The 20,026-nt window shown below is 59.4% G+C and carries 21 protein-coding genes; 11 read left to right on the top strand and 10 right to left on the bottom strand.

What is annotated here, in order from left to right:
* Window positions 1-12 precede the first annotated feature (12 nt).
* Window positions 13-1,380 carry a DUF1329 domain-containing protein gene (locus tag AC0Z4S_RS09345; protein ID WP_485622763.1) on the bottom strand — a complete coding sequence of 456 codons (1,368 nt, stop codon included), beginning with the start codon at window positions 1,378-1,380 and terminating at the stop codon, window positions 13-15.
* A 23-nt stretch (window positions 1,381-1,403) separates the two neighbouring features.
* Entirely contained in the window at window positions 1,404-3,197 is a 1,794-nt protein-coding gene (locus AC0Z4S_RS09340) for a DUF1302 domain-containing protein (protein WP_485622762.1), read from the bottom strand.
* A gap of 801 nt (window positions 3,198-3,998) precedes the next feature.
* Here AC0Z4S_RS09340 and AC0Z4S_RS09335 point away from each other — a divergent pair.
* Together AC0Z4S_RS09335 and AC0Z4S_RS09330 are read left to right on the top strand one after the other, a co-directional pair.
* Entirely contained in the window at window positions 3,999-5,993 is a 1,995-nt protein-coding gene (locus AC0Z4S_RS09335) for an S-type pyocin domain-containing protein (protein WP_485622761.1), read from the top strand.
* Window positions 5,993-6,253: a hypothetical protein gene (locus AC0Z4S_RS09330; protein WP_471877458.1), complete on the top strand. Its 261-nt coding sequence runs from the start codon at window positions 5,993-5,995 to the stop codon at window positions 6,251-6,253. Before AC0Z4S_RS09335 ends, AC0Z4S_RS09330 begins: the two co-directional genes overlap by 1 nt.
* Window positions 6,254-6,296: 43 nt before the next feature.
* On the opposite strand, the gene AC0Z4S_RS09325 is transcribed toward AC0Z4S_RS09330, so the two are convergent.
* From AC0Z4S_RS09325 to AC0Z4S_RS09310, 4 genes are all read right to left on the bottom strand, one after another.
* The gene (locus AC0Z4S_RS09325; protein WP_101159275.1) at window positions 6,297-7,208 is read right to left on the bottom strand and encodes an SDR family oxidoreductase; all 912 of its coding nucleotides are present in this window, start codon (window positions 7,206-7,208) and stop codon (window positions 6,297-6,299) included.
* A gap of 154 nt (window positions 7,209-7,362) precedes the next feature.
* Complete coding sequence (locus tag AC0Z4S_RS09320) at window positions 7,363-8,265, bottom strand: alpha/beta fold hydrolase (protein WP_485622760.1); 903 nt, start codon at window positions 8,263-8,265, stop codon at window positions 7,363-7,365.
* Window positions 8,265-9,047: a class II aldolase/adducin family protein gene (locus tag AC0Z4S_RS09315; RefSeq protein ID WP_485622759.1), complete on the bottom strand. Its 783-nt coding sequence runs from the start codon at window positions 9,045-9,047 to the stop codon at window positions 8,265-8,267. Before AC0Z4S_RS09315 ends, AC0Z4S_RS09320 begins: the two co-directional genes overlap by 1 nt.
* Before the next feature lie 172 nt (window positions 9,048-9,219).
* Window positions 9,220-9,675: a flavodoxin gene (locus AC0Z4S_RS09310; RefSeq protein WP_485622757.1), complete on the bottom strand. Its 456-nt coding sequence runs from the start codon at window positions 9,673-9,675 to the stop codon at window positions 9,220-9,222.
* 153 nt (window positions 9,676-9,828) lie between these two features.
* Here AC0Z4S_RS09310 and AC0Z4S_RS09305 point away from each other — a divergent pair, with 153 nt between their 5' ends.
* Together AC0Z4S_RS09305 and AC0Z4S_RS09300 are read left to right on the top strand one after the other, a co-directional pair.
* Entirely contained in the window at window positions 9,829-10,305 is a 477-nt protein-coding gene (locus tag AC0Z4S_RS09305) for a PAS domain-containing protein (RefSeq protein WP_253499107.1), read from the top strand.
* A gap of 54 nt (window positions 10,306-10,359) precedes the next feature.
* Window positions 10,360-10,965: a hypothetical protein gene (locus AC0Z4S_RS09300; RefSeq protein ID WP_485622756.1), complete on the top strand. Its 606-nt coding sequence runs from the start codon at window positions 10,360-10,362 to the stop codon at window positions 10,963-10,965.
* Window positions 10,966-10,968: 3 nt separating this feature from the next.
* Here AC0Z4S_RS09300 and AC0Z4S_RS09295 read toward each other — a convergent pair whose 3' ends face one another.
* Window positions 10,969-11,928, bottom strand: coding sequence for a MerR family transcriptional regulator (locus AC0Z4S_RS09295; protein WP_471877464.1), 960 nt, complete (start codon window positions 11,926-11,928; stop codon window positions 10,969-10,971).
* 211 nt (window positions 11,929-12,139) lie between these two features.
* On the opposite strand from AC0Z4S_RS09295, the gene AC0Z4S_RS09290 reads away from it, so the two are divergent.
* The 5 genes from AC0Z4S_RS09290 to AC0Z4S_RS09270 all read left to right on the top strand — a co-directional run bounded on the left by AC0Z4S_RS09290 (window position 12,140) and on the right by AC0Z4S_RS09270 (window position 14,655).
* Window positions 12,140-12,709 (top strand): antibiotic biosynthesis monooxygenase, encoded by a 570-nt coding sequence (locus AC0Z4S_RS09290; RefSeq protein WP_485622755.1) that lies wholly within the window; start codon window positions 12,140-12,142, stop codon window positions 12,707-12,709.
* A 59-nt stretch (window positions 12,710-12,768) separates the two neighbouring features.
* Window positions 12,769-13,479 carry a dihydromonapterin reductase gene (gene folM, locus AC0Z4S_RS09285; RefSeq protein WP_485622754.1) on the top strand — a complete coding sequence of 237 codons (711 nt, stop codon included), beginning with the start codon at window positions 12,769-12,771 and terminating at the stop codon, window positions 13,477-13,479.
* Window positions 13,480-13,551: 72 nt separating this feature from the next.
* The gene (gene folX, locus AC0Z4S_RS09280; protein ID WP_016771653.1) at window positions 13,552-13,923 is read left to right on the top strand and encodes a dihydroneopterin triphosphate 2'-epimerase; all 372 of its coding nucleotides are present in this window, start codon (window positions 13,552-13,554) and stop codon (window positions 13,921-13,923) included.
* Window positions 13,924-14,027: 104 nt separating this feature from the next.
* Window positions 14,028-14,324 (top strand): DUF1244 domain-containing protein, encoded by a 297-nt coding sequence (locus tag AC0Z4S_RS09275; protein ID WP_471877467.1) that lies wholly within the window; start codon window positions 14,028-14,030, stop codon window positions 14,322-14,324.
* Window positions 14,317-14,655, top strand: coding sequence for a HopJ type III effector protein (locus tag AC0Z4S_RS09270; RefSeq protein WP_485622753.1), 339 nt, complete (start codon window positions 14,317-14,319; stop codon window positions 14,653-14,655). Before AC0Z4S_RS09275 ends, AC0Z4S_RS09270 begins: the two co-directional genes overlap by 8 nt.
* 189 nt (window positions 14,656-14,844) lie before the next feature.
* Here AC0Z4S_RS09270 and trxB read toward each other — a convergent pair whose 3' ends face one another.
* Window positions 14,845-15,807: a thioredoxin-disulfide reductase gene (gene trxB / locus AC0Z4S_RS09265; protein ID WP_042607647.1), complete on the bottom strand. Its 963-nt coding sequence runs from the start codon at window positions 15,805-15,807 to the stop codon at window positions 14,845-14,847.
* 312 nt (window positions 15,808-16,119) lie between these two features.
* Here trxB and cysZ point away from each other — a divergent pair, with 312 nt between their 5' ends.
* Together cysZ and AC0Z4S_RS09255 are read left to right on the top strand one after the other, a co-directional pair.
* Entirely contained in the window at window positions 16,120-16,872 is a 753-nt protein-coding gene (cysZ, locus tag AC0Z4S_RS09260) for a sulfate transporter CysZ (protein WP_253499095.1), read from the top strand.
* A gap of 40 nt (window positions 16,873-16,912) precedes the next feature.
* Entirely contained in the window at window positions 16,913-18,112 is a 1,200-nt protein-coding gene (locus AC0Z4S_RS09255; protein WP_485622752.1) for a glycosyltransferase family 4 protein, read from the top strand.
* A 128-nt stretch (window positions 18,113-18,240) separates the two neighbouring features.
* Here AC0Z4S_RS09255 and AC0Z4S_RS09250 read toward each other — a convergent pair whose 3' ends face one another.
* Window positions 18,241-19,344, bottom strand: a complete 1,104-nt coding sequence (locus AC0Z4S_RS09250) for an NADH:flavin oxidoreductase (protein WP_485622751.1) — start codon at window positions 19,342-19,344, stop codon at window positions 18,241-18,243.
* A gap of 195 nt (window positions 19,345-19,539) precedes the next feature.
* Window positions 19,540-20,022 (bottom strand): glutathione peroxidase, encoded by a 483-nt coding sequence (locus tag AC0Z4S_RS09245; RefSeq protein WP_253499088.1) that lies wholly within the window; start codon window positions 20,020-20,022, stop codon window positions 19,540-19,542.
* Between the last annotated feature and the right edge of the window lie 4 nt (window positions 20,023-20,026).

The following is a 20,026-nucleotide window of genomic DNA, read 5'->3' as shown; positions in this document are numbered from 1 at the left end:
GTTGAAGAACCGTTAGCGCACGCCCTCGGCGCGCAGGGCCGATGGGGTGTAGTCGGCGGCCTTGGCTTCAAAGCCGAATTCGAAGCTGTGCTTCTCCTCGTTTTTCATGCCCAACGCAATGTAGCGGCCGGCGATAATGTCGTAGAGCGCTTCCAGCGTGTAGGCCTGGGCCTGGTGATCGTAGTAGTACTGCGCGTGTCCTTCGGCGACGCGCCACAGTTGCCCGCGGCCGTCGTAATGATCGGCCAGTGCCACTTGCCAGCTGTCCTCGTCGATGTACATGTGGCGCTTGGCATAGATGTGCCGCTCGTTCGGTTTCACTGTGCCTATCACTTCCCATACCCGGTGCAGTTCGTAGCGGGTCAGGTCCTGATTGATATGCCCGGCCTTGACGATGTCGTCGTACTTGAGCTTCGGCGAATCAAGCTTGTAGCTGTTGTAGGGAATGTACATTTCCTTCTTGCCGACCAGTTTCCAGTCATAGCGATCCGGCGCGCCGGAGAACATGTCGAAGTTGTCGGAGGTGCGCAGGCCGTCGGCAGCGGTACCCGGGCCGTCATAAGCCACTTGCGGCGCGCGCCGGACCCGGCGCTGACCGGCGTTATAGATCCACGCCAGACGCGGTTCCTTCACCTGATCGAGGGTTTCATGGACCAGCAGCACGTTACCGGCCAGCCGCGCCGGGGCGGTCACCGATTGCTTGAAGAAGGTCAGCACGTTGGCGGCTTTTTCCGGGTCGATGTCCTTCATCAGTTGCGGCACGGCGATCTCTTCCTCGAAGCGGATCGGCGTGTAGCTGCCATTGGTCTGCGGCGTGACCTGGGTGATGATCCGCCGCAAATTGCCGCCGTGATAGCGGGTGATGTGATTCCACAGTACCTCGACGCCGTTCTTCGGAATCGGGAAGGCGTAGTAGCGGTTGCCGGTGAAATTGGCCAGACCGTTGCCGTCGTTGATGGCGTTGACGTTCAGCGCGCTGCGCTTGGCCGACTCGTAGATTTCCGCCGGCGCGCCCACGGTGCGGTGAGTCGGGTAAACCGGGATCCTGTAGGTTTCCGGGTAGCGTTTGAACATCGCCACCTGGCCATCGGAGAGCTTGCTTTTGTATTGCTCGACGTTCGCCGCAGTGATGGTGAACAGCGGTTTTTCGTTGGCGAAGGGGTCGGCGAGGAAGCCTTTGCTGTCCACCGCGCCGGCGTTCTTCGGGATGCCGCCGGTCCACGCCGGAATCGATCCGTCCGCATTACCGGCCTTCTCGGCACCGAGCGGGGTCAGGCTGGTGCCGAGTTTGTTCGCTTCATCCGGCGACACCGCCGCCATCACGTCGGCCGCCAGCAGACTCAAGGCCAGCACGCCACATTGCAGAATCGTTTTGCGCATTGCAGTCATCCTTCTCGGGCAGATCAGAAGTTCACGCCGAAGCTCAGGGCCACGAAGTCACGGTCTTCGAGGATGTTGTAATCGCCACCGAAAAAGTCGGTGTAACTGAGGCTCGCGGTGTAGGTGTTGCGGTAGTCGGCATCAACACCGAAGCTGATGGCTTTAGCGCCTTCGTTGAACAGGCCGTTGGGGCCGTAACCGGCGACGTCGTGCGACCACGACAGGTTGGGCTTGAGGTTGATCCCGCCGATGACGTTGGCGTAATCGAGAATTGCCCGGGCGCGATAGCCCCACGATGTCGAGGTGACGAAACCGTCAGTGTCGCCGCCGAAGCCGTACTGGCCGTAGACCGAATCTCGGCCATAACGCAACTCACTGCGTGACTCCAGACCACCGACATGCACCACCGCCGCTTCGCCGACCACGGTCAGGCGTTCAGCACCGAGCACCTGGTCGAAGAAGTGCGTGAGGGTGCTCTGGATCTGCGTGACTTCCTTGCGCCGGTAGCCTTTGTTGTCCGCACCCGGTGACGTGGCAAGTGGCGATGCGGTGCCGCCGGCAATAGGGTTGACCAGCGCCAGAGTCAGATCGTTGGTGTTGACCTGCACCGGCGCGTTCGGCCGGTAGCTGATCTCCCCGGTCCACGCGGTGCCCGTCGGCAGAGTGGTTGAGAAACTGGCGCCGTACAGGCGAATGTCTTCCGGATATTCGAGGTAGTACTGACCGCGCCCCAGCATGACGCTTTGCGCCAGCCCCGCACCGCTGCCGGGCGCGAGGCCATTGGCGATACCGACCATGCCAGGCAACGCCGCGAGTGTCGAAAGTCCGGCCGTGGTGGTGCCGACCGTTGGCGTACGACTGTGGTAGTTCATGAAGTAGAGGCCGTATTCGGTGTCTTCGCCGAGCCAGCGCAGCGCCGTGCCCCACTGCCCGGAATCCCGCGCGTCACGATCGCCGCCACGGGGGATCACCACGCCTTCGCGGGTGACCTGAATGCCTTGGCCGAACGCGGTGGTCAGGGGCACCAGTGGCGCCACCGCCGGACTGCCGACGGTGTAGCCGTTGTTGCAACCGTCCGCCGCTACATCGACGCCGAAGAACGTGCCGCAGTTGTCGAGAACGGTCTGGTCCCATTCGAGTTGATAGAAGCCTTCGACCGAGAGTTTGTCGGTCAGGCTCTGCGAACCGAACAGCATGTTCACCGGGATCAGGCCTTCCTTGATCTCCGCACCAGGACGCCGGAATGCCGAGACGTCGATCGGGTTGACGCTGTTGATCGAGTTACCGATGAAGGTACTTTCGCCCCAGCTCACCACCTGCTTGCCGGCCCGCACGGTCCCAGGCAAATCGGCGATGGCGTAGTTGTGATAGACGAAGGCATCGAGAATCTGCGCACCGGAAGACTTGGCGCCCTCCTTACGACCGCTGTCGCTGATCTGTTTGAACTCGCGGTCTTCGTCCTTGAGTTCGAAGTCGTACCAGTATTTGCCACGGACGAACACGCCGGTGTCGCCGTATTTCAGTTCGAGGTCGTGGATGCCCTTGAAAATTTTCGAGAAGGTCTCACCCTTCTTGAAATTCAGGCGCCCGTCGTCACCGGTGGAGGATTGTCCGCTGCCGCCATTGACCGTGCCGACCAGCGAACTGTCGGCATCACGCAGGCCCCAGCTCGCGCCGATCGACAGTGACGAGTCGAAGGTGCCCTCGATTTCGCCGATGTTGAAGGCAACCGCGTGTGCCTGGGTGCAGCAACCCAGAGCTACCGCAGCGGCCAGCGCCTGCGGTGTGAAGATGGCGCGCATTGTTGTTTTTGTCATGCGTCTTCCCCGGTGAGTGACAGAAGGCCCCACCCTACTGCCGGGTGAAGCGGTCGATAAGCGCACCAAGGAGGTATTTGCGTTGTCGCTCGAAAGGATGAATGGCCTTGTACGGCGGGGCCTGGAGCGGTTCATGGACTGGCTGGATGGCGCATCATCAGCGCCATGCATGGGCACACGACTGTTGCGCGCCCCGTAACAGTGCATGTCTGGAATAGGTATTTTTCCTACAGGCTTGAGACCTTATTCTGAGCGCGCTTCCCCGACCCAAGTCGGAAAGCACGAAGCCCGCTACGCTGGATGCGTGAGCGACTGGCTACAGATTCTGGATAAATCGATGTTTTCGGTTTGCCGCCCCGCTGTTCACTGACGTTGATTTGTAGCTCCTTGATCCAACGTCTTACCTTGGCCGCTGCGTTTGCAGCGGCCTTTTTTATGGGCGTTTAAAAGGGCGGAAAAGCAGTTCTGCAAGATCTTCCGACTCTTGCGTCGGAGATTTCCTAGCAGCCCGGACGAATTCGCTGTGCACGGTTAGCAGCCCGCGAAAATCCTTTCAACACAACGCCCTGTTACTGACGGGCTTCTCGGATTTGATAACCGTCACTCTGAGGTAACTTGAAACACCTCAACCATTCGCTGGTGACACGGATGTCATCGCCACCCGTGCGCACTTTTTTCGAGCGAGTGACTACGCACATTCAAAAGGACATGAATATGCAAAAGCCTCCACCGTTAGAACTGGATCCAGTACATATCAGGGAGCTCGGCCCTGATGGCTTCGAACCATTCAAAGAACGCGACATGAATTACTCCTACAGCGGCATGTTCGGCCCTGCCGGCGCCAATCCGCAGACGCGTGAATTGATGCATGAAACGCAAGTCGCCGTGGAACAGGAATTCAACGCAAGAACCGCCTCGATTCCCCGAACCATTGAGGTCGAACTGGCGGCGACCAGGCTGGAAGGGCCGACGAATCCTCTGCCACCTGCCGCAGCACTGGCCCGCGAAGTGGGCGTCAGGAACACGCTGATTCAACGCAAGAGCGCCGAGTTTCAACGGCAGACTGCCATCGCCAACCGATTTTATGGCAGCGATCCGTTGGGAAAAACCTTCAAGGATTACCTGAATCAGGCATCGGCCAATCGGCGCGCGCATGGCGCAGCGGTCCGCAGCAGAGCGTTGTGGAGCGAGTCCTTTCGGGCCGCCCACGAAGCGCGGCTGCTGGGCCAGACATTGGCGCTGCTCAACCAGCAACAGGCTGGCGTACTCAATTGGCTGGCCACCGTACAGGCCCAGGATCAGGCACAGGCGGCAGCGGCACAGGCGCAACGCCAAGCTGCAGAACGTGCCCGCATTGCCGCGGAGCAACAGCGCCAGCGTGATATTGCCGAAGCGGCGCGCCGGGAGCAGGAAGAAATCCGCGCACGCGAACAGGCGCGTCTGGCCGCGTTGGCGGAGAAACAGCGTCGCGAGGCCGAACAGGCTCGACTGGCGGCTGAGACCGCGCGCCTGAATGCTGAGGCTGAAGCTCGGGAGAAAGAGCGGCTGGCTGCGTTGAAAATCGCCCAGGCCGAGGCACAAGCCGATGCTGAAGCTGCGGCGCTGGCCCATGTGGCAGAACAGGCTCGGTTACAGGAGGAAAGGAAGCATGTCTTTCCGGCTTCTGGAGCAATGGCCAGCAACGGCCCGGCCGTTTCTTTCGCTTCGACAGCAGTCTCGCTCGGCCCGGCTACCTCGGCGGGAATACTCAATACATTACGCACGGCAACAGCGACCCTGACAGCGACGGGCACGGCACTGTTCGGAAGCCCGGTACTGATGGGATTCGCAGCGCTGTTGACGCCTTCACCCCTAGGCAACGGCGAACGCTTTGCCATGAGCGTTCCACTGGCCGAGTTATCGTCCGAGCCAGCCGAGACGCTGCGTGAAATCGCAGACCGGCAAGGTACTTTGGAGGTGCAGGTCGGGCTAGGCATCAGGCGACTCGGGGCTGGTACGCAAGTGTTCGTCGCTACGAGCGATGACTTCCATATTCGCTCAAGTGTGCTGGTTTTGAATGCCGCTTACGATTTGCTCAACGACGTGTACAAGGTCGCACTATCGGACTCGCCCACTGACTTCCTGACCTGGACACCTGCAATCTCGCCGGGAGACCAATCGACCGCCTTGCCAATAGTGGATACCGGTTCTCCCGCCTATTCCGGCGCTTCCATTGTTCCGGTTGAAGGGCGGCTGGATCTGAACCCGATCCTGGTTGAAGGCTGGGATCGATTCATCATCGTGTTTCCGGCTGATTCGGGGATAGAGCCGCTTTATGTGGTGTTCAGCAGTCCTTATGAGGGGGCGACCGAAGAGGGGAAGCACAGCGGGCGAGGTTTCAACCCTGACGAGATTGGAGATGAAATATCAGATCTGCAGTGGACAACAGCCATTGTTTCACCGGAAGGAACGGACATCGTGAAATTACATATTTCAAAGTTTCCGCAATCAGCTGCCAATGACGTAATGCTTGATCGCCTGGAGCGAATAGCTCGTGGAGAACTCGAAGCCACCGACACTGACAAACGTTTCTACACTCACGAAATAAGGGAGTTCGAAAGATTCAGAGCTTTAGGCTTTGGTGATACCGAGATGCCAGAGATCGGGTCACCGATCTGGAATAACGTGCATACGGCAACGTTGGAAGATTTCCAGTTGAAAGACGATCCCACACTTCTCTACACGCCCGAAGCACTGGCTGCAGCAATGGAGCAGGAAGAACGTGATTACCAGAAACTGCTGAAGGAGATGTGGTAATGAGCACCGTAGAGATGATTGTTAAAAATGAACCTCTGGATGACATAGTCACTGTGTTCGCGTTACTTCAGGCAACGCCACATCTGGACATGATGATCAGACGGCACAATCGAGACCTGATCAAGGAGTATGGAACCCTGGAAGCATCGTACTCTCGGCTCTTCGCTGCCGGAATTTTGCTGGAGGGAGAAAAGGGCCTGGCTATCAAAGGACCTAACTGGACGCCGCCCAAGTTCATGACAGAAAAAAGATACATTTGAAAACTGGAGCCACCAGGCACGAGGGCTGGTGGCTCCGTTACCTTCAAATCGAATACTTCTGCAAATTCGCCATCATTTCCTTCAGCGCTTCAATATTGTCCTTCGGATGCGCCGCCCCTTCGAAGTCACAAATCTGCTGCCAGTGCGCCGCCACATCCTCCGGCGAGAACCCTTCGCGCGGATCGAAGCCGGCACCGAGGCTGCGTTCCCAGCGCACCTTGCCCATCCAGCCACCACCCACTTCGAACAGCCCGGAAGTTTCCTGGCATTGCTCGCTGGCCAGATATACCACCAGCGGGCTGACCAGTTCCGGCTTCAGTTGCTCGAACACTTGTGGCGGGATCAGGCCTTCAGTCATGCGTGTGCCGCCGGTGGGGGCGATGGCGTTGACCAGAATGTTGTTCTTGCGCCCTTCGATCGCCAGGGTGCGGGTCAATCCGTAAAGCCCGAGTTTGGCCATGCCGTAGTTGGACTGACCGAAGTTGCCGTAAATGCCGGACGTCGACGCGGTGAAAATCACCCGGCCGTAGTTTTGCTCGCGCAGATGCGGCCATGCGGCGCGGGTCACTTTATAGGCGCCCTCGACGTGGACGCGATAGACCAGATCCCAGTCGGCGTCGTCCATCTTGTGAAACGATTTGTCGCGCAGGATCCCGGCGTTGTTGACCACCACATCGACACGGCCGAAGACATCGAGGGCGTTCTGCACCAGTTTGTCGCCATCAGTGACCGAGTCGTGATTGGCTTCGGCAATACCGCCAGCCTCGCGGATTTCCGCCACCACGCGGTCAGCGGCCGAGGCATTGGCGCCCTCGCCCTGTGTCGAGCCGCCGAGGTCGTTGACCAGCACCCTGGCGCCCTGTCTGGCGAACAGCAGCGCATGCGCACGTCCGAGGCCGCCACCGGCGCCGGTGACAATCACGACTTTATCTTCGAAACGCACAGGCTCATTCATCGCGGTAACTCCAGCAGGCCAAGGGATATGGTCTCGAGTGTCAGGCACGACGCTTTGGCTCACAACGAACACGGCTGGGGCTGAATGGTGTGCGATAAGGTTGCGGGATGATCGAGAGTGTCAGATCGCCGGGAGTCTGTGCTCCCGGCGAGAATCAGGAGTACGCGACTTTGCGCGGAGGCAATACCAGACGATCACGAAATGCCAGGTAGTGCTTGAGCACCTGCGTCGGAGCCTCGGTCTGAGGATAGTGGCCGATGCCCGGCAACAGCACGGTGTCCGCATCAGCAATCAACTCGCGATAACGCTCAACCATGTGCACACCGGAGATCGGATCGACTGCGCCGTCGATCACCCGCAAGGGGATGTCGCCACGCTGCATGGCCGTTACCCAACGCTCACGTTGAGTACGACGCTCGGGGATGTAAGTAATCAACTTGTGCAGGATGCGCGGGCCACAGTTGCTGTCGACTAGACTCCAGTAATCATCCAGTTCGCTTTCACTCGGCTGGGTCTGCGGGCCGAAAATCTGCCGGAAACCTTTGACCAGGGCCTCACGGCTGAATGCGCGGCCAAGCAACCAGCCAATCGGGCTGAGCAGCAATTTCTGCATCAGTAACGGCCGGTGGGTTTCCGGAAACAGACCGCCATTGAGGAACACGCAACTGGCGACGTCTATGCGTTTTTCGTAATGCCGGGCGAGCAACTCCTGAGCAACGCTGTCGCCGTAGTCGTGAGCGAGAACATGCACCGGCTGTTCGACCTGCAGATGGGCGAGCAACGCCTGTTGCAGATCGGCCTGTTCCAGCAGGCTGTAGGTGTGATTGCGCGGTTTCGCTGAGTCGCCGAAGCCGAGCATGTCGCAGGCGATCACCTGATAACGCTGAGTCAGTGGTTGCCACAGATAGTGCCAATCCCAACTGGCGGTCGGAAAACCGTGAATCAACAACAGCGGCTCACCCTGTCCCGCCACCCAGTAATGGATGGTCTGGCCACGAAAAACAAAGGTCCGGCTGCGCTTGCGCCAGACACTCAGAGGAATCTCGGCAAGTGGCATTAGAATTTATACCCCGGATCCTGCTGGTCGAGTTTGCGCAGCAGCGCCGGCCACGCCAGCGCGCCGCCCATGCCTTGCGCGCTCTTGGTGACGCCGGCAATCATTGCCTTGGCGCCGGCGAGAATCTGCAATTCGATGGCGATCAGTTCCGCCCCGCCGGTTTGCGCCATGACCTGGATATCGCAGGCACGCTGGAAGGTGAACATCATCAGAAAAGTGTCAGCGATAGTGCCGCCGCAAGTCAGCAAACCGTGGTTGTGCAGCATGAGGAAACTGTTGTCGCCGAGATCGGCTTGCAGGCGCGCCTTTTCTTCATGATTCAGGGCCACGCCCTCGTAGGCGTGATAGGCCAGGCTCGACAACACAAACAGTGACTGTTGACTGATCGGCAACACCCCCTGCTTTTGCGCCGACACGGCAACGCCTGACGCGGTGTGCGTATGCAGCACGCAAACCACATCGTGGCGAACCTCGTGGACGGCGCTGTGGATGGTGTAGCCGGCGGGGTTGATTTCGTACGGGCTGTCCATGAGTTTGTTGCCGGCCTGATCGACCTTCACCAGGCTTGAGGCGGTGATCTCATGAAACATCAGGCCAAACGGATTGATCAGGAAATCTTCGGTGCCGGGCACCTTGGCCGAGATATGCGTGAAGATCAGATCGTCCCAGCCGTGCAGCGCGACCAAGCGATAACAGGCGGCAAGATCGACACGGGTCTGCCACTCGGCAGCGCTGACCTGGTCTTTGATATTCGGCGGCGATTGGACGGGGGCTACGCTCACTGTATGCACCTCTGCGTTCTTCTTGTTCTGCTCGTGTCAGCAGTCTAGTCAGGCGCAGAGCATCGCGTAGTTGCATTGGCAGCCAGCTTGATGACTGAACGAGTCAGTCGGGCAAACAGCCTGGAGCTGTTCCCAGGCAACAACGCTTGCAAGGTGCAAAGATTTTGAGGGATCAGCCCTTGAGCGCTGCAATCAATTGCGCCAGCCAGGGCTCGGCATCGGTTTCCGGCGTCACGCTTTCGCTGGCGTCGATGCGCAGCATTTCCTGCACCTCGTTCACCCCCAGTTCGGCAAACAATTCCCGCATCTGCTCGCCACCGCCGCAGAAGGTATCGCCATAGCTGGCATCTCCGAGGGCAATCACCGCACCGGGCAGGCCGCGCCAGGCAGCGGGCAATTGATCGCGAATCGACGAATACAACGGTTGCAGGTTGTCCGGCAGTTCGCCCATGCCAGTGGTCGAAGTGACGGCCAGAAGGGCCTCGGGGCCGAACGCCTGAATATCGGCCAGCGAGGCGCGGGAGTTATGGAAGGTTTCAAAGCCGGCGGCTTTCAGCAGATTCTGGGCGTGGCGGGCGACTTCTTCGGCGGTGCCGTAGACCGAACCGGAGAGGATGGCGACTTTCATCAATCTGATCCTGAAACTGAAAAAAAGAGCCGCGATAGTAACAGCCCACGCGCCGCCGTTGCGATCAGCCCTCACTGCACGCTGATGAACTATAGACAGTCCGCACCTTTCTTCTAGAATGCCTGCCACTGACACAACGGAAGGGATTCTCGGATGATCAATGCCAGTCTGCTGCAAATGGTGATCAACGCTTCGAACGATGGGATCGTGGTGGCGGAAAAAGAAGGTGAGCAGGACAACATCCTGATTTACGTCAACCCCGCTTTTGAACGGCTGACCGGCTATAGCAGCGAGGAGATCCTCTACCAGGACTGTCGCTTCCTCCAGGCTGGAGACCGCGACCAACAAAGCCTGCAGTTGATTCGCGAGACATTGCGTGAAGGCGGTTCCTGCCGGGAAATCCTGCGTAACTATCGCAAGGATGGCACGCCGTTCTGGAACGAATTGTCGCTGTCGACGGTGAAAAATGCCGATGACGGGCAGACTTACTTCATTGGTGTACAAAAGGATGTGACGGTTCAAGTCAAGGCACAACAACGGGTTGCGCAGCTCGAAGCACAGGTTGCAGCTCTGCAAGGTGAACTCGCGGCATTGAAAGCGACGAACGGCGCAAACAAAACCGCGAACTGATGGTCATTAACTACAATCACCAATGACTTTGTAACTATCCACTTCGAGTTAACCATGCAACGCGACGCCCTCCTGACCCAGGACGAGCTGGATTTTATCCAGACCATGCAGCACAACCCGCAACTGAATGTGCGGGATGCGACGTCGAGTCTGCTGGTTAATGGTGGCTCGCAGATCCGTGATCTGCTCACTCGCCTTGCGGCGCACGAGCAGGTGACGATCCAGGCCAATTTCGAAAATCAGCAGATGACCTTCCCTTTGCACTTGGTGGAAGACGAATTCCACGCGCTGCATCTGCGTCTCGGCGTGCCGACCATCTATGAAGACGGCCCGATGGTGCGCCCGTGGCGCCTGATACTTGAAGAGCCAGTGGCGCTGGAAAACGCCAAAGGCCAGCCCGGAGCGTTGTGGGTCCACGAGGTTTCGCACAAAGGTGTGCTGCTGGAAGTGCGCAACAAGACCAAACCGCCGAAAAACTTCGCTCTGTGGTTCAGCCCTTCCGGTTATGAGCGTATATCCCTGCGCGGCCATTTCGAACGTGAAACCGAGCAAGGTTTCTACGCCTACGAGCTGAGCCAGACTGACGCCGATGAAACTGAACGCCTGCGCCAGTTCATCCTGCAGCAACATCGCCTGACCCACCCCGCCCTGCACGCCTGAGCTTCAGGTATCCAGTTTGCCTGCCATGAATTGCTTCATGCGTTGGCGCATTGTCGCGCCCTCGTTCCCAAGGCACGCCACTGCCGAGCCGGCCAGGCTGTCTTCGGCCAGTTCGGAGGCGTCGCCGGCCAGCAGCAACTGACAATCCAGGCTTAGCGCCAGACGATTCAGGCGCCGGGGCAGCTCTGGCCCAGGGGCATGATTGGAAAACAGCACAAGTGCGTCAGGTTTGACCTTTTCGCAGACCAACGTCAATTCATCGAAAGGCTGGCCGGTGGTCAACACCCGCACGCCAGAGTCGTTGCCGCTGAGAAACAGCGCCGCTACCAGCAACTCAAGCTCTCTGCATTGCCCTGCGAGTGCGCTGACTATCACCCGGCGCGGTTGGGCGCCGCGCAACATGACGATGCGCTGCAGCACGCGCGCCCGGAGAAAACCGTCGAAAAACAACCATTCGCTGGTCTGCCCGAAGGACTCTTGTCGCTGAAGTAACTGCCGCCACAACGGCATGATGATGGCTTCAAAAACCACTGCCAGCGTGTACGACGAAAAAATCTGCCCGTAGACGCGATCCAGCTGCTGGTCGTCGAACTCGCTGACCGCCTGCTGAATCTGCTCCTGCCATTGCTTGTAATCGGCCTGCACATGGTCATCGGGGATGAAGTTTGCCAGGACCTTCAAAGGCTCTGTCTTCGCCAGAATCTTGCCGACCTTGCTCACGGCCACACCGCGATCGATCCAGTCGACGATGCTGCGAACGCGCTCGATATCGTTCATTGAGTACAGACGATGCCCGCTTTCGGTGCGGGTTGGCTGGATCAGACCATATCGACGCTCCCAGGCGCGCAGGGTCACCGGGTTGACGCCGGTCAAGCGCGCCACTTCACGGATAGGGAACAGCTCTTCGCGCTCAAGCATGCCGGGTACTGTCGAAGCCGGGCGAGTGTCCGTGATTACAGGCATCTGGCGGTCAACTTCCTTGTCGGTTCATTGGATCCCATTTTAAACATGACGGACTGGAAAGGTTCAAGTAATGATCTACGACGAACGTGGCTGGTTTAATCGGCAAAATCAGGAATAATCCTTGCTTGTTGTAAAGCGCGGGCCTCTACCCCGGCCGGCGTCAGGCGAAGCTCTTATCCGGAGTGACGCACTCGAAATACGGAGATACAAAATGTCTACTTACCCCGTCACGCTGATGGTAGCGCGTCGCGTTGCCGATGGCCGTTATCACGATTTGATCGCCTGGCTGCGCGAAGGCGAACAGTTGGCTACCGACTTTCCCGGCTACCTCGGCTCCGGCGTCCTTGCGCCACCGCCGGGCGATAACGAATTCCAGATTATTTTCCGTTTCGTCGATGAGCAGACGCTGCATGCCTGGGAATACTCTGCGTCGCGCACAGCCTGGCTGAACCGAGGCAGTGATCTGTTCGAGCATCCCAAAGAACATCGCGTCAGCGGCATTGAAGGCTGGTTTGGTGCTGCCGGACAACGCCCGCCTCGCTGGAAACAGGCCGTTGCGATCTGGCTGGCGTTTTTTCCGGTGTCGCTGATTTTCAACTTTGTCCTCGGCCCGCTGCTCGCTGAGTTAAGCCTTTTGCCGAGGATATTGATCGGCACGGCGTGTTTGACGCCACTGATGGTGTACTTCTTTATCCCGTTGTCGACACGCCTGCTGGCGAACTGGTTGAACAGCGCGCCGACGAGACCATTGCCGGCCACAGCGCCGGCGCAGAATCGCTGATCTTCAGGGGGGCGGCGAGCCTGTTATAGTTTTCGCTCCAACCGCGATGCGAGCCGCCCATGCCAGATTCCGCAGCCCCGATCCTCATCACCGGCGCCGGCCAGCGTGTCGGCCTGCACTGTGCGCTGCGCCTGCTCGAGGATGGCCATCGAGTCATTTTCACGTACCGGACCGAGCGCCCGGGCGTACAGCGATTGCGCGATCTGGGCGCGACAGGCCTGTTCGCGGATTTTTCCAGTGAGACCGGGATTCTTGCCTTTATCGAAGTACTGAAAGCCCACACCGAGAGCCTGCGCGCGATCGTGCACAACGCTTCCGAATGGCTGGCGGAAAGCCCGGACAGCGAAGCCGGAGCCTTCAATCGCATGTTCAACATTCATATGCTCGCGCCCTATCTGATCAACCTGCACTGCGCCGGGTTGCTGCAGCGCTCGACGCCAGCCGACATCATCCACATCAGTGACGACGTCACGCGCAAGGGCAGCAGCAAACACATCGGATATTGCGCCTGCAAAGCCGGGCTCGACAGCCTGACCCTGTCGTTTGCCGCACGCTTTGCACCCGCCATCAAGGTCAACGGCATAGCGCCGGCGCTGTTGCTGTTCAACCCCGACGACGACGCAGCGTACCGCGCCAAGGCGCTGGCCAAATCGGCGCTGGGCATCGAGCCCGGCAGCGAAGTGATCTACCAGAGCCTGCGCTATCTGCTCGACAATCCCTATGTCACCGGCACGACGCTCACCGTCAACGGCGGCCGGCACGTCAAATAGGCCGTCCCGCTTCGGCCGCGAGTCGAGTAAGATCCACCAGAACGCCTGCAATAGACTGGACGGAGCAAATCAATGCCACAACTTCAACCGGGAATGGCGCGCATCCGGGTCAAGGATCTGCGCCTGCGCACCTTTATCGGCATCAACGAGGACGAAATCCTCAACAAGCAGGATGTGCTGATCAATCTGACAATCCTGTACGCGGCCCAGGAAGCCGTGCGCGACAACGACATCGACCACGCGCTGAATTACCGAACCATCACCAAGGCGATCATCGCCCACGTCGAAGGCAACCGCTTCGCGCTGCTCGAACGCCTGACGCAAGAATTGCTCGATCTGGTGATGACCAACGCATCGGTGCTGTATGCCGAAGTCGAAGTCGACAAACCCCACGCGCTGCGCTTTGCCGAATCGGTATCGATTACGCTAGCGGCGAGCCGTTGAATACGACCTTCAAGCTTCAAGCCGTAGGCGTTAATCTAAAGCCCCCCACCATTCAATCTTGCAGCTTGTAGCTTGCCGCTTGAAGCTGTCTCGAAGAGCCCCTTATGACCGAGCAACAACGCCTGGAACTTGAAGCCGCCGCCTTCCGCCGACTGGTCGCCCATCTCGACAGCCGCAAGGACGTGCAAAACATCGACCTGATGAACCTCGCCGGGTTCTGCCGCAACTGCCTGTCCAAGTGGTACAAGGCTGAAGCCGACCAGCGTCAGATCGAGGTCAGCCTCGATGACGCCCGCGAAGTGGTGTACGGCATGCCCTACGCCGAGTGGAAAGCCCAATACCAGCAAGAAGCCAGCGCCGAACAGCAAGCGGCGTTCGCCAAAGGAAAATCCAATGACTGATCTGAACACCCTGCGCGCCAGCCTCAAGAGCGGCGAACACGCTTTTGCCGACACCCTGGCATTCATCGCCGCCGGTTATGACTACCAGCCTCAGGCGTTCAACAATGGCGGCGTGGAAAACACTGCCGGGCAAAACGAAGGTTCGTGCAAGACGCTGGGCCTAGCCCTGCTGGAAGGCTTGGGCGATGAAGAAGCGCTGCTGGCGTTCGGCGAACATTACCGTTCGGTGCTGGCGACGCCTGAGGGCAGCGATCACGGCAATATTCGCGCGTTGATCAAGCACGGCCTGGCTGGGGTAAAGTTCACCGCGCAGCCACTGACCCGCCGCTGATCCCAAAGCCACCCATAACCCCTGTGGGAGCGAGCCTGCTCGCGAAGACGGATTGACATTCATCGTTGATGTCGACTGATAGACCGCTTTCGCGAGCAGGCTCGCTCCCACACTGGATAGGTGGTGGCGGTGAATAGCGAGCACAAAAAAACCGGCCAATCTCTGGCCGGTTTTTTGTGCCCCGCGGTCTTAGAACGTGGCGTTCTGCAGACCGTCCAGGTAACGCTCGGTGTCCAGCGCCGCCATGCAACCGGCACCGGCCGAGGTGATGGCCTGACGGTAAACGTGGTCAGCCACGTCGCCAGCAGCGAAGATGCCTTCGACGCTGGTGGCAGTGGCGTTGCCTTCACGGCCACCGTGCACCACCAGGTAACCGTCTTTGAGGGTCAACTGGCCTTCGAACAGCGAAGTGTTCGGGGTGTGGCCGATGGCGATGAACACGCCGTCGACTTTGATCTCGTCGAAGCTGCCATCGTTGTTGCGCAGCCGCGCACCGGTGACGCCCATGTTGTCGCCGAGGACTTCGTCCAGGTTGGCGTTCAGCTTGAGGATGATCTTGCCTTCGGCCACACGGGCGTTGAGCTTGTCGATCAGGATCTTCTCGGCGCGGAAGGTTTCGCGACGGTGGATCAGGGTCACGGTGCTGGCGATGTTGGCCAGGTACAGCGCTTCTTCCACCGCAGTGTTGCCGCCGCCAACCACGGCGACCGGTTTGTTACGGTAGAAGAAACCATCGCAGGTCGCGCAGGCCGACACGCCTTTGCCCATGAACGCCTCTTCCGACGGCAGGCCCAGGTAGCGGGCGCTGGCGCCAGTGGCGATGATCAGCGCGTCGCAGGTGTAGACGGCGCTGTCGCCGGTCAGGGTGTATGGCTTGGCTGCGAAGTCCACGGCGTTGATGTGATCGAAAACGATCTCGGTCTCAAAACGCTCAGCGTGCTCGCGCATGCGCTCCATCAGCACTGGGCCGGTCAGACCGTGCACATCGCCTGGCCAGTTGTCGACTTCGGTGGTGGTCGTCAGTTGACCGCCGGCCTGCATGCCGGTGATCAGCAGTGGCTTGAGGTTGGCGCGGGCCGCGTAGACCGCAGCGCTGTAACCGGCAGGGCCGGAACCGAGAATGATCACTCGCGAATGACGGACTTCAGACATGAATCTGCTCCTGTTGGCCGGCCATGAAAAATCTGGCGCGGACGCCGGACGGCCGGCGGAATAAAAAAGGACCGTGGACACCTTGGGGAAGGCTTGAACTCGACAGTCCTGGAAAAAGTTGGGTGCAGCGTATCGAGGGGGGCAAGATTAAGGAAATACGGTTTAACAATCCAGCTCATAGGTGGTCTCTATGCGGAGGCGCCGACCAGATGAGCGTCTTTGTTACAGTGAATGTCGATTGCTCTGCCACGCTTTCGCCGCTGTGGCAAAGCCGGTAACGTCGGCGCGTTTTCCCTTGCTTCGGAGCACCTTATGCCCGCCCCTGTTCTGTCCGGCCCGCAATACCTGCGCGAAGGCCTCAAACTGGTCTTGAGCCCGGGCCTGCGCCTGTTCGTGTTGCTGCCGCTGGCGATCAACCTGGTGCTGTTCGTCGGATTGATCTACCTGGCCGGCCACCAGTTCAGCCTGTGGGTCGACACACTGATGCCGTCGTTGCCTGAATGGCTGAGTTTCCTCAGCTATATCCTGTGGCCGCTGTTCGTGGTTCTGGTGGCCTTGATGGTGTTCTTCACGTTCACCATGCTCGCCAACATTATTGCCGCCCCGTTCAACGGCTTCCTCGCAGAGAAAGTCGAAGTGGTGGTGCGCGGGACCGATGATTTCCCGGCGTTCAGCTGGGGTGAACTGATCGCGATGATCCCGCGCACCCTCGCCCGGGAAATGCGCAAGCTCGGCTATTTCCTGCCGCGCGCCATCGGCTTGTTCATCCTCTCGTTTATCCCGGTAGTGAACATCGTCGCCGCGCCGCTGTGGCTGTTGTTCGGCGTGTGGATGATGGCCATCCAGTACATCGACTACCCGGCGGACAACCACAAACTGGGCTGGAACGAAATGCTCGCCTGGCTGCGGCAGAAGCGCTGGCAAAGCATGAGCTTTGGCGGGATCGTCTATCTGGTGCTGTTGATTCCAGTGGTGAACATCCTGATGATGCCGGCGGCGGTGGCCGGCGCGACTCTTTTCTGGGTGCGTGAGCGTGGCGCCGAGAATCTGGTGACGCAGCACTGACTGCGTCACAAATCCATCATCCGAACGTCACAACGTCGACATGGCCTCAGCCGACACTGAGGTCATGACGACAGCTCTACACATCACTCTCATCAGCGAAACCTTCCCACCGGAAATCAACGGCGTGGCCAATACCCTTGGCCGCTTGTGCGAAGGATTGCGCGCTCGCGGGCATCAAGTGGAAATGGTGCGCCCGCGTCAGGCCAGCGATCCGCAGCGCAGCGAGGACGATGCCCTGTTGCTGTGCCGCGGCTGGCCATTGCCGGGCTATCCGGGGCTGCAATGGGGCCAATCGTCGATGCATAAGCTGCTGCGGCGCTGGAAACGACAGCGCCCGGATGTGCTGTATATCGCCACTGAAGGGCCGCTCGGGTTGTCGGCATTGCGTGCGGCACGGCGCCTGGGCATTGCGGTGGTGAGCGGTTTCCACACCAACTTTCAGCAGTACACCAGCCAGTATGGCCTCGGTTTGCTAACGCGGATGCTCACCCATTATTTGCGCTGGTTTCACAATCGATCGGCGATGACCCTGGTGCCAAGCGTCAGCCAACGCATGGAGCTGGAGCGCCGGCACTTCGAGCGCTTGGCGTTGTTGTCGCGGGGAGTGGACAGCCAGCTGTTCCACCCGAGCAAACGGCAGAACGCGTTGCGTGAGCAATGGGGACTGTCCGAGCAGGATATCGCTGTGATTCACGTAGGACGGCTCGCCCCGGAGAAAAATCTGGGGCTGCTCAAACGCTGCTTTGGCACCCTGCGGGAAACTTATCCACAGCGCCGTTTGAAACTGATCGTGGTGGGAGATGGCCCGCAGCGTTCAGCGCTGGAAAAAGAATTGCCCGAAGCGATTTTCTGCGGCGCACAGCGTGGGGAAGCATTGGCGGCGCACTATGCGTCAGGGGATGTGTTCGTGTTTCCCAGCCTGACCGAGACTTTTGGCAATGTGGTGCTGGAGGCCTTGGCTTCGGGACTCGGCGTAGTGGCTTATGATCAGGCAGCGGCGGCGCAACATATTCGCCACGGCTACAACGGCGTGTCAGCCATGCCCGGCGATGAGCAGGCGTTTTGCGAAGCGGCAGTGTGGTTGCTGGAAGAGAATGAGCGCTTGCGCTGTGTAAGGCTGAATGCGCGGCAGCATGGTAGTCGTCAGGGCTGGGGAGCGATTATCGAGCAGTTCGAGGGGTATTTGCGCGGGGCTTGTATCGGGGAGCAAGTGATTCCTCGGGCGCAGACACAGCCTTAGATTTTCGTCGACATAAAAAACAGCTTTCGCGAGCAGGCTCGCTCCCACATGGGCACCGCATTCCGTCATATGAAATGCGATCAAGGGTGGGAGCGAGCCTGCTCGCGAATGGTTCGAACTGGCGCCGCTTAGACCAAGGTCATCAACGCCTCTCGGCTGAACGGCAAGATATCCTGCTCACGCCCTTCGCGGACTTTCTGCGCCCAGTCCGGATCGACCAACAGCGCACGGCCAACCGCCACCAGATCGAACTCCTCTTTGTTCAGGCGCTCCAGCAGATTTTCCAGGCTGGCCGGTTGCGCGACCTTGTCGGTGTTGACCATGAACTGCAGGAACTCGCCGTCCAGGCCAACGCTGCCGACGGTGATGGTCGGTTTGCCGGTCAGCTTGCGCGTCCAGCCAGCGAGGTTCAGATCCGAGCCGTCGAACTCCGGCTCCCAGAAACGGCGGGTCGAGCAGTGGAAAATGTCCACGCCGGCGTCGGAAAGCGGCTTGAGAAACTCGCCCAGCGCCTCGGGGGTCTGCACCAGACGCGCAGTGTAATCCTGCTGTTTCCATTGCGAGAAGCGGAAGATGATCGGGAAGCCTTCACCGACCGCCGCACGCACGGCTTGAATCAACTCGATGGCAAAACGCGAGCGGTTGGCCAGGCTGCCACCGTATTCGTCGGTACGCTGGTTGCTGCCTTCCCAGAAGAACTGGTCAACCAGATAGCCGTGGGCACCGTGGATTTCCACGCCGTCCATGCCGATGGTCTGCGCATCTTTGGCAGCCTGGGCGAACGCAGAGATTACGTCCTGGATGTCCTGTCTGGTCATGCCGTGCACCACGACCTGACCGTCCTTGAGTTTTTCCGACGGACCGTAGCCCGGCACGCTGGCGTCCGGCTCGGTGCCGAGGCGGCGTACGCTGCCGACATGCCATAGTTGCGGGATGATCTTGCCGCCCTCGGCATGCACGGCGTCGACGACCTTTTTCCAGCCGGCCAGCGGCGCGTCACCGAAGAATTGCGGCACATTGGGATAGCCGTTGGAGGCGATGTGGCCGACCGTGGTGCCTTCGGTGATGATCAAACCAACCCCAGCGGCCGCGCGCCGGCGGTAGTATTCAATGACTTTGGAATTGGGCACGCCGCCCGGCGAGAACGAGCGGGTCATTGGCGCCATCACCACGCGGGTCGGCAGTTCGAGGGCACCGAGGTGAAAGGGTTTGAACAGGGCTTGAACGGGCATCGGGAGGCTCCAGGGCGATCGCTTTATGACGGCGATAATATGGAGAGCCGGAGCCTTTGAACAGCATTATTGATTTGGGTGATTAACCATCAAAAGATTGAAAAGCAAAGATCGCAGCCTTCGGCAGCTCCTACACGGGATTTGTGGTCCCCCTTGTAGGAGCTGCCGAAGGCTGCGATCTTTTGATCCTGCTTTTCAGCTCAGCGCTTTTTCAATCGCATGCACGATGGTCGGATCATCCGGCGCCGTTCGCGGCGAGAATCGCGCCAGCACCCGGCCATCCTTGCCGAGCAGAAACTTCTCGAAATTCCAGGTGATGTCACCGGGAAACTCGGCGCCCTCGCCTGCCAGCAGACGATACAACTGATGCCGCTCGTGGCCGTTGACTTCGAGTTTGCTCGACAACGGGAACGTCACGCCATAGTTGAGACTGCAGAACTCCTGGATTTCCTTTTCCGAGCCTGGCTCCTGTCCGGCAAACTGGTTGCATGGCAGGCCCAGCACAGTAAAGCCTTTGTCTTTGTATTGCTGGTAGAGGTTTTCCAGTGCTGCGTACTGGGGGGTCAAGCCGCATTTGGAGGCTACGTTGACCACCAGCACGACTTGGCCCTTGAACGGCGCCAGCGGTAGCTCCTGACCATCCAGGGCTGTCAACTTAAGGTCGTGAAAAGCACTCATGCCG

It is taken from the genome of Pseudomonas sp. 1L-B-1-E-C1 (assembly GCF_057291835.1).
This window is presented reverse-complemented; position numbering and strand designations above follow the sequence as displayed.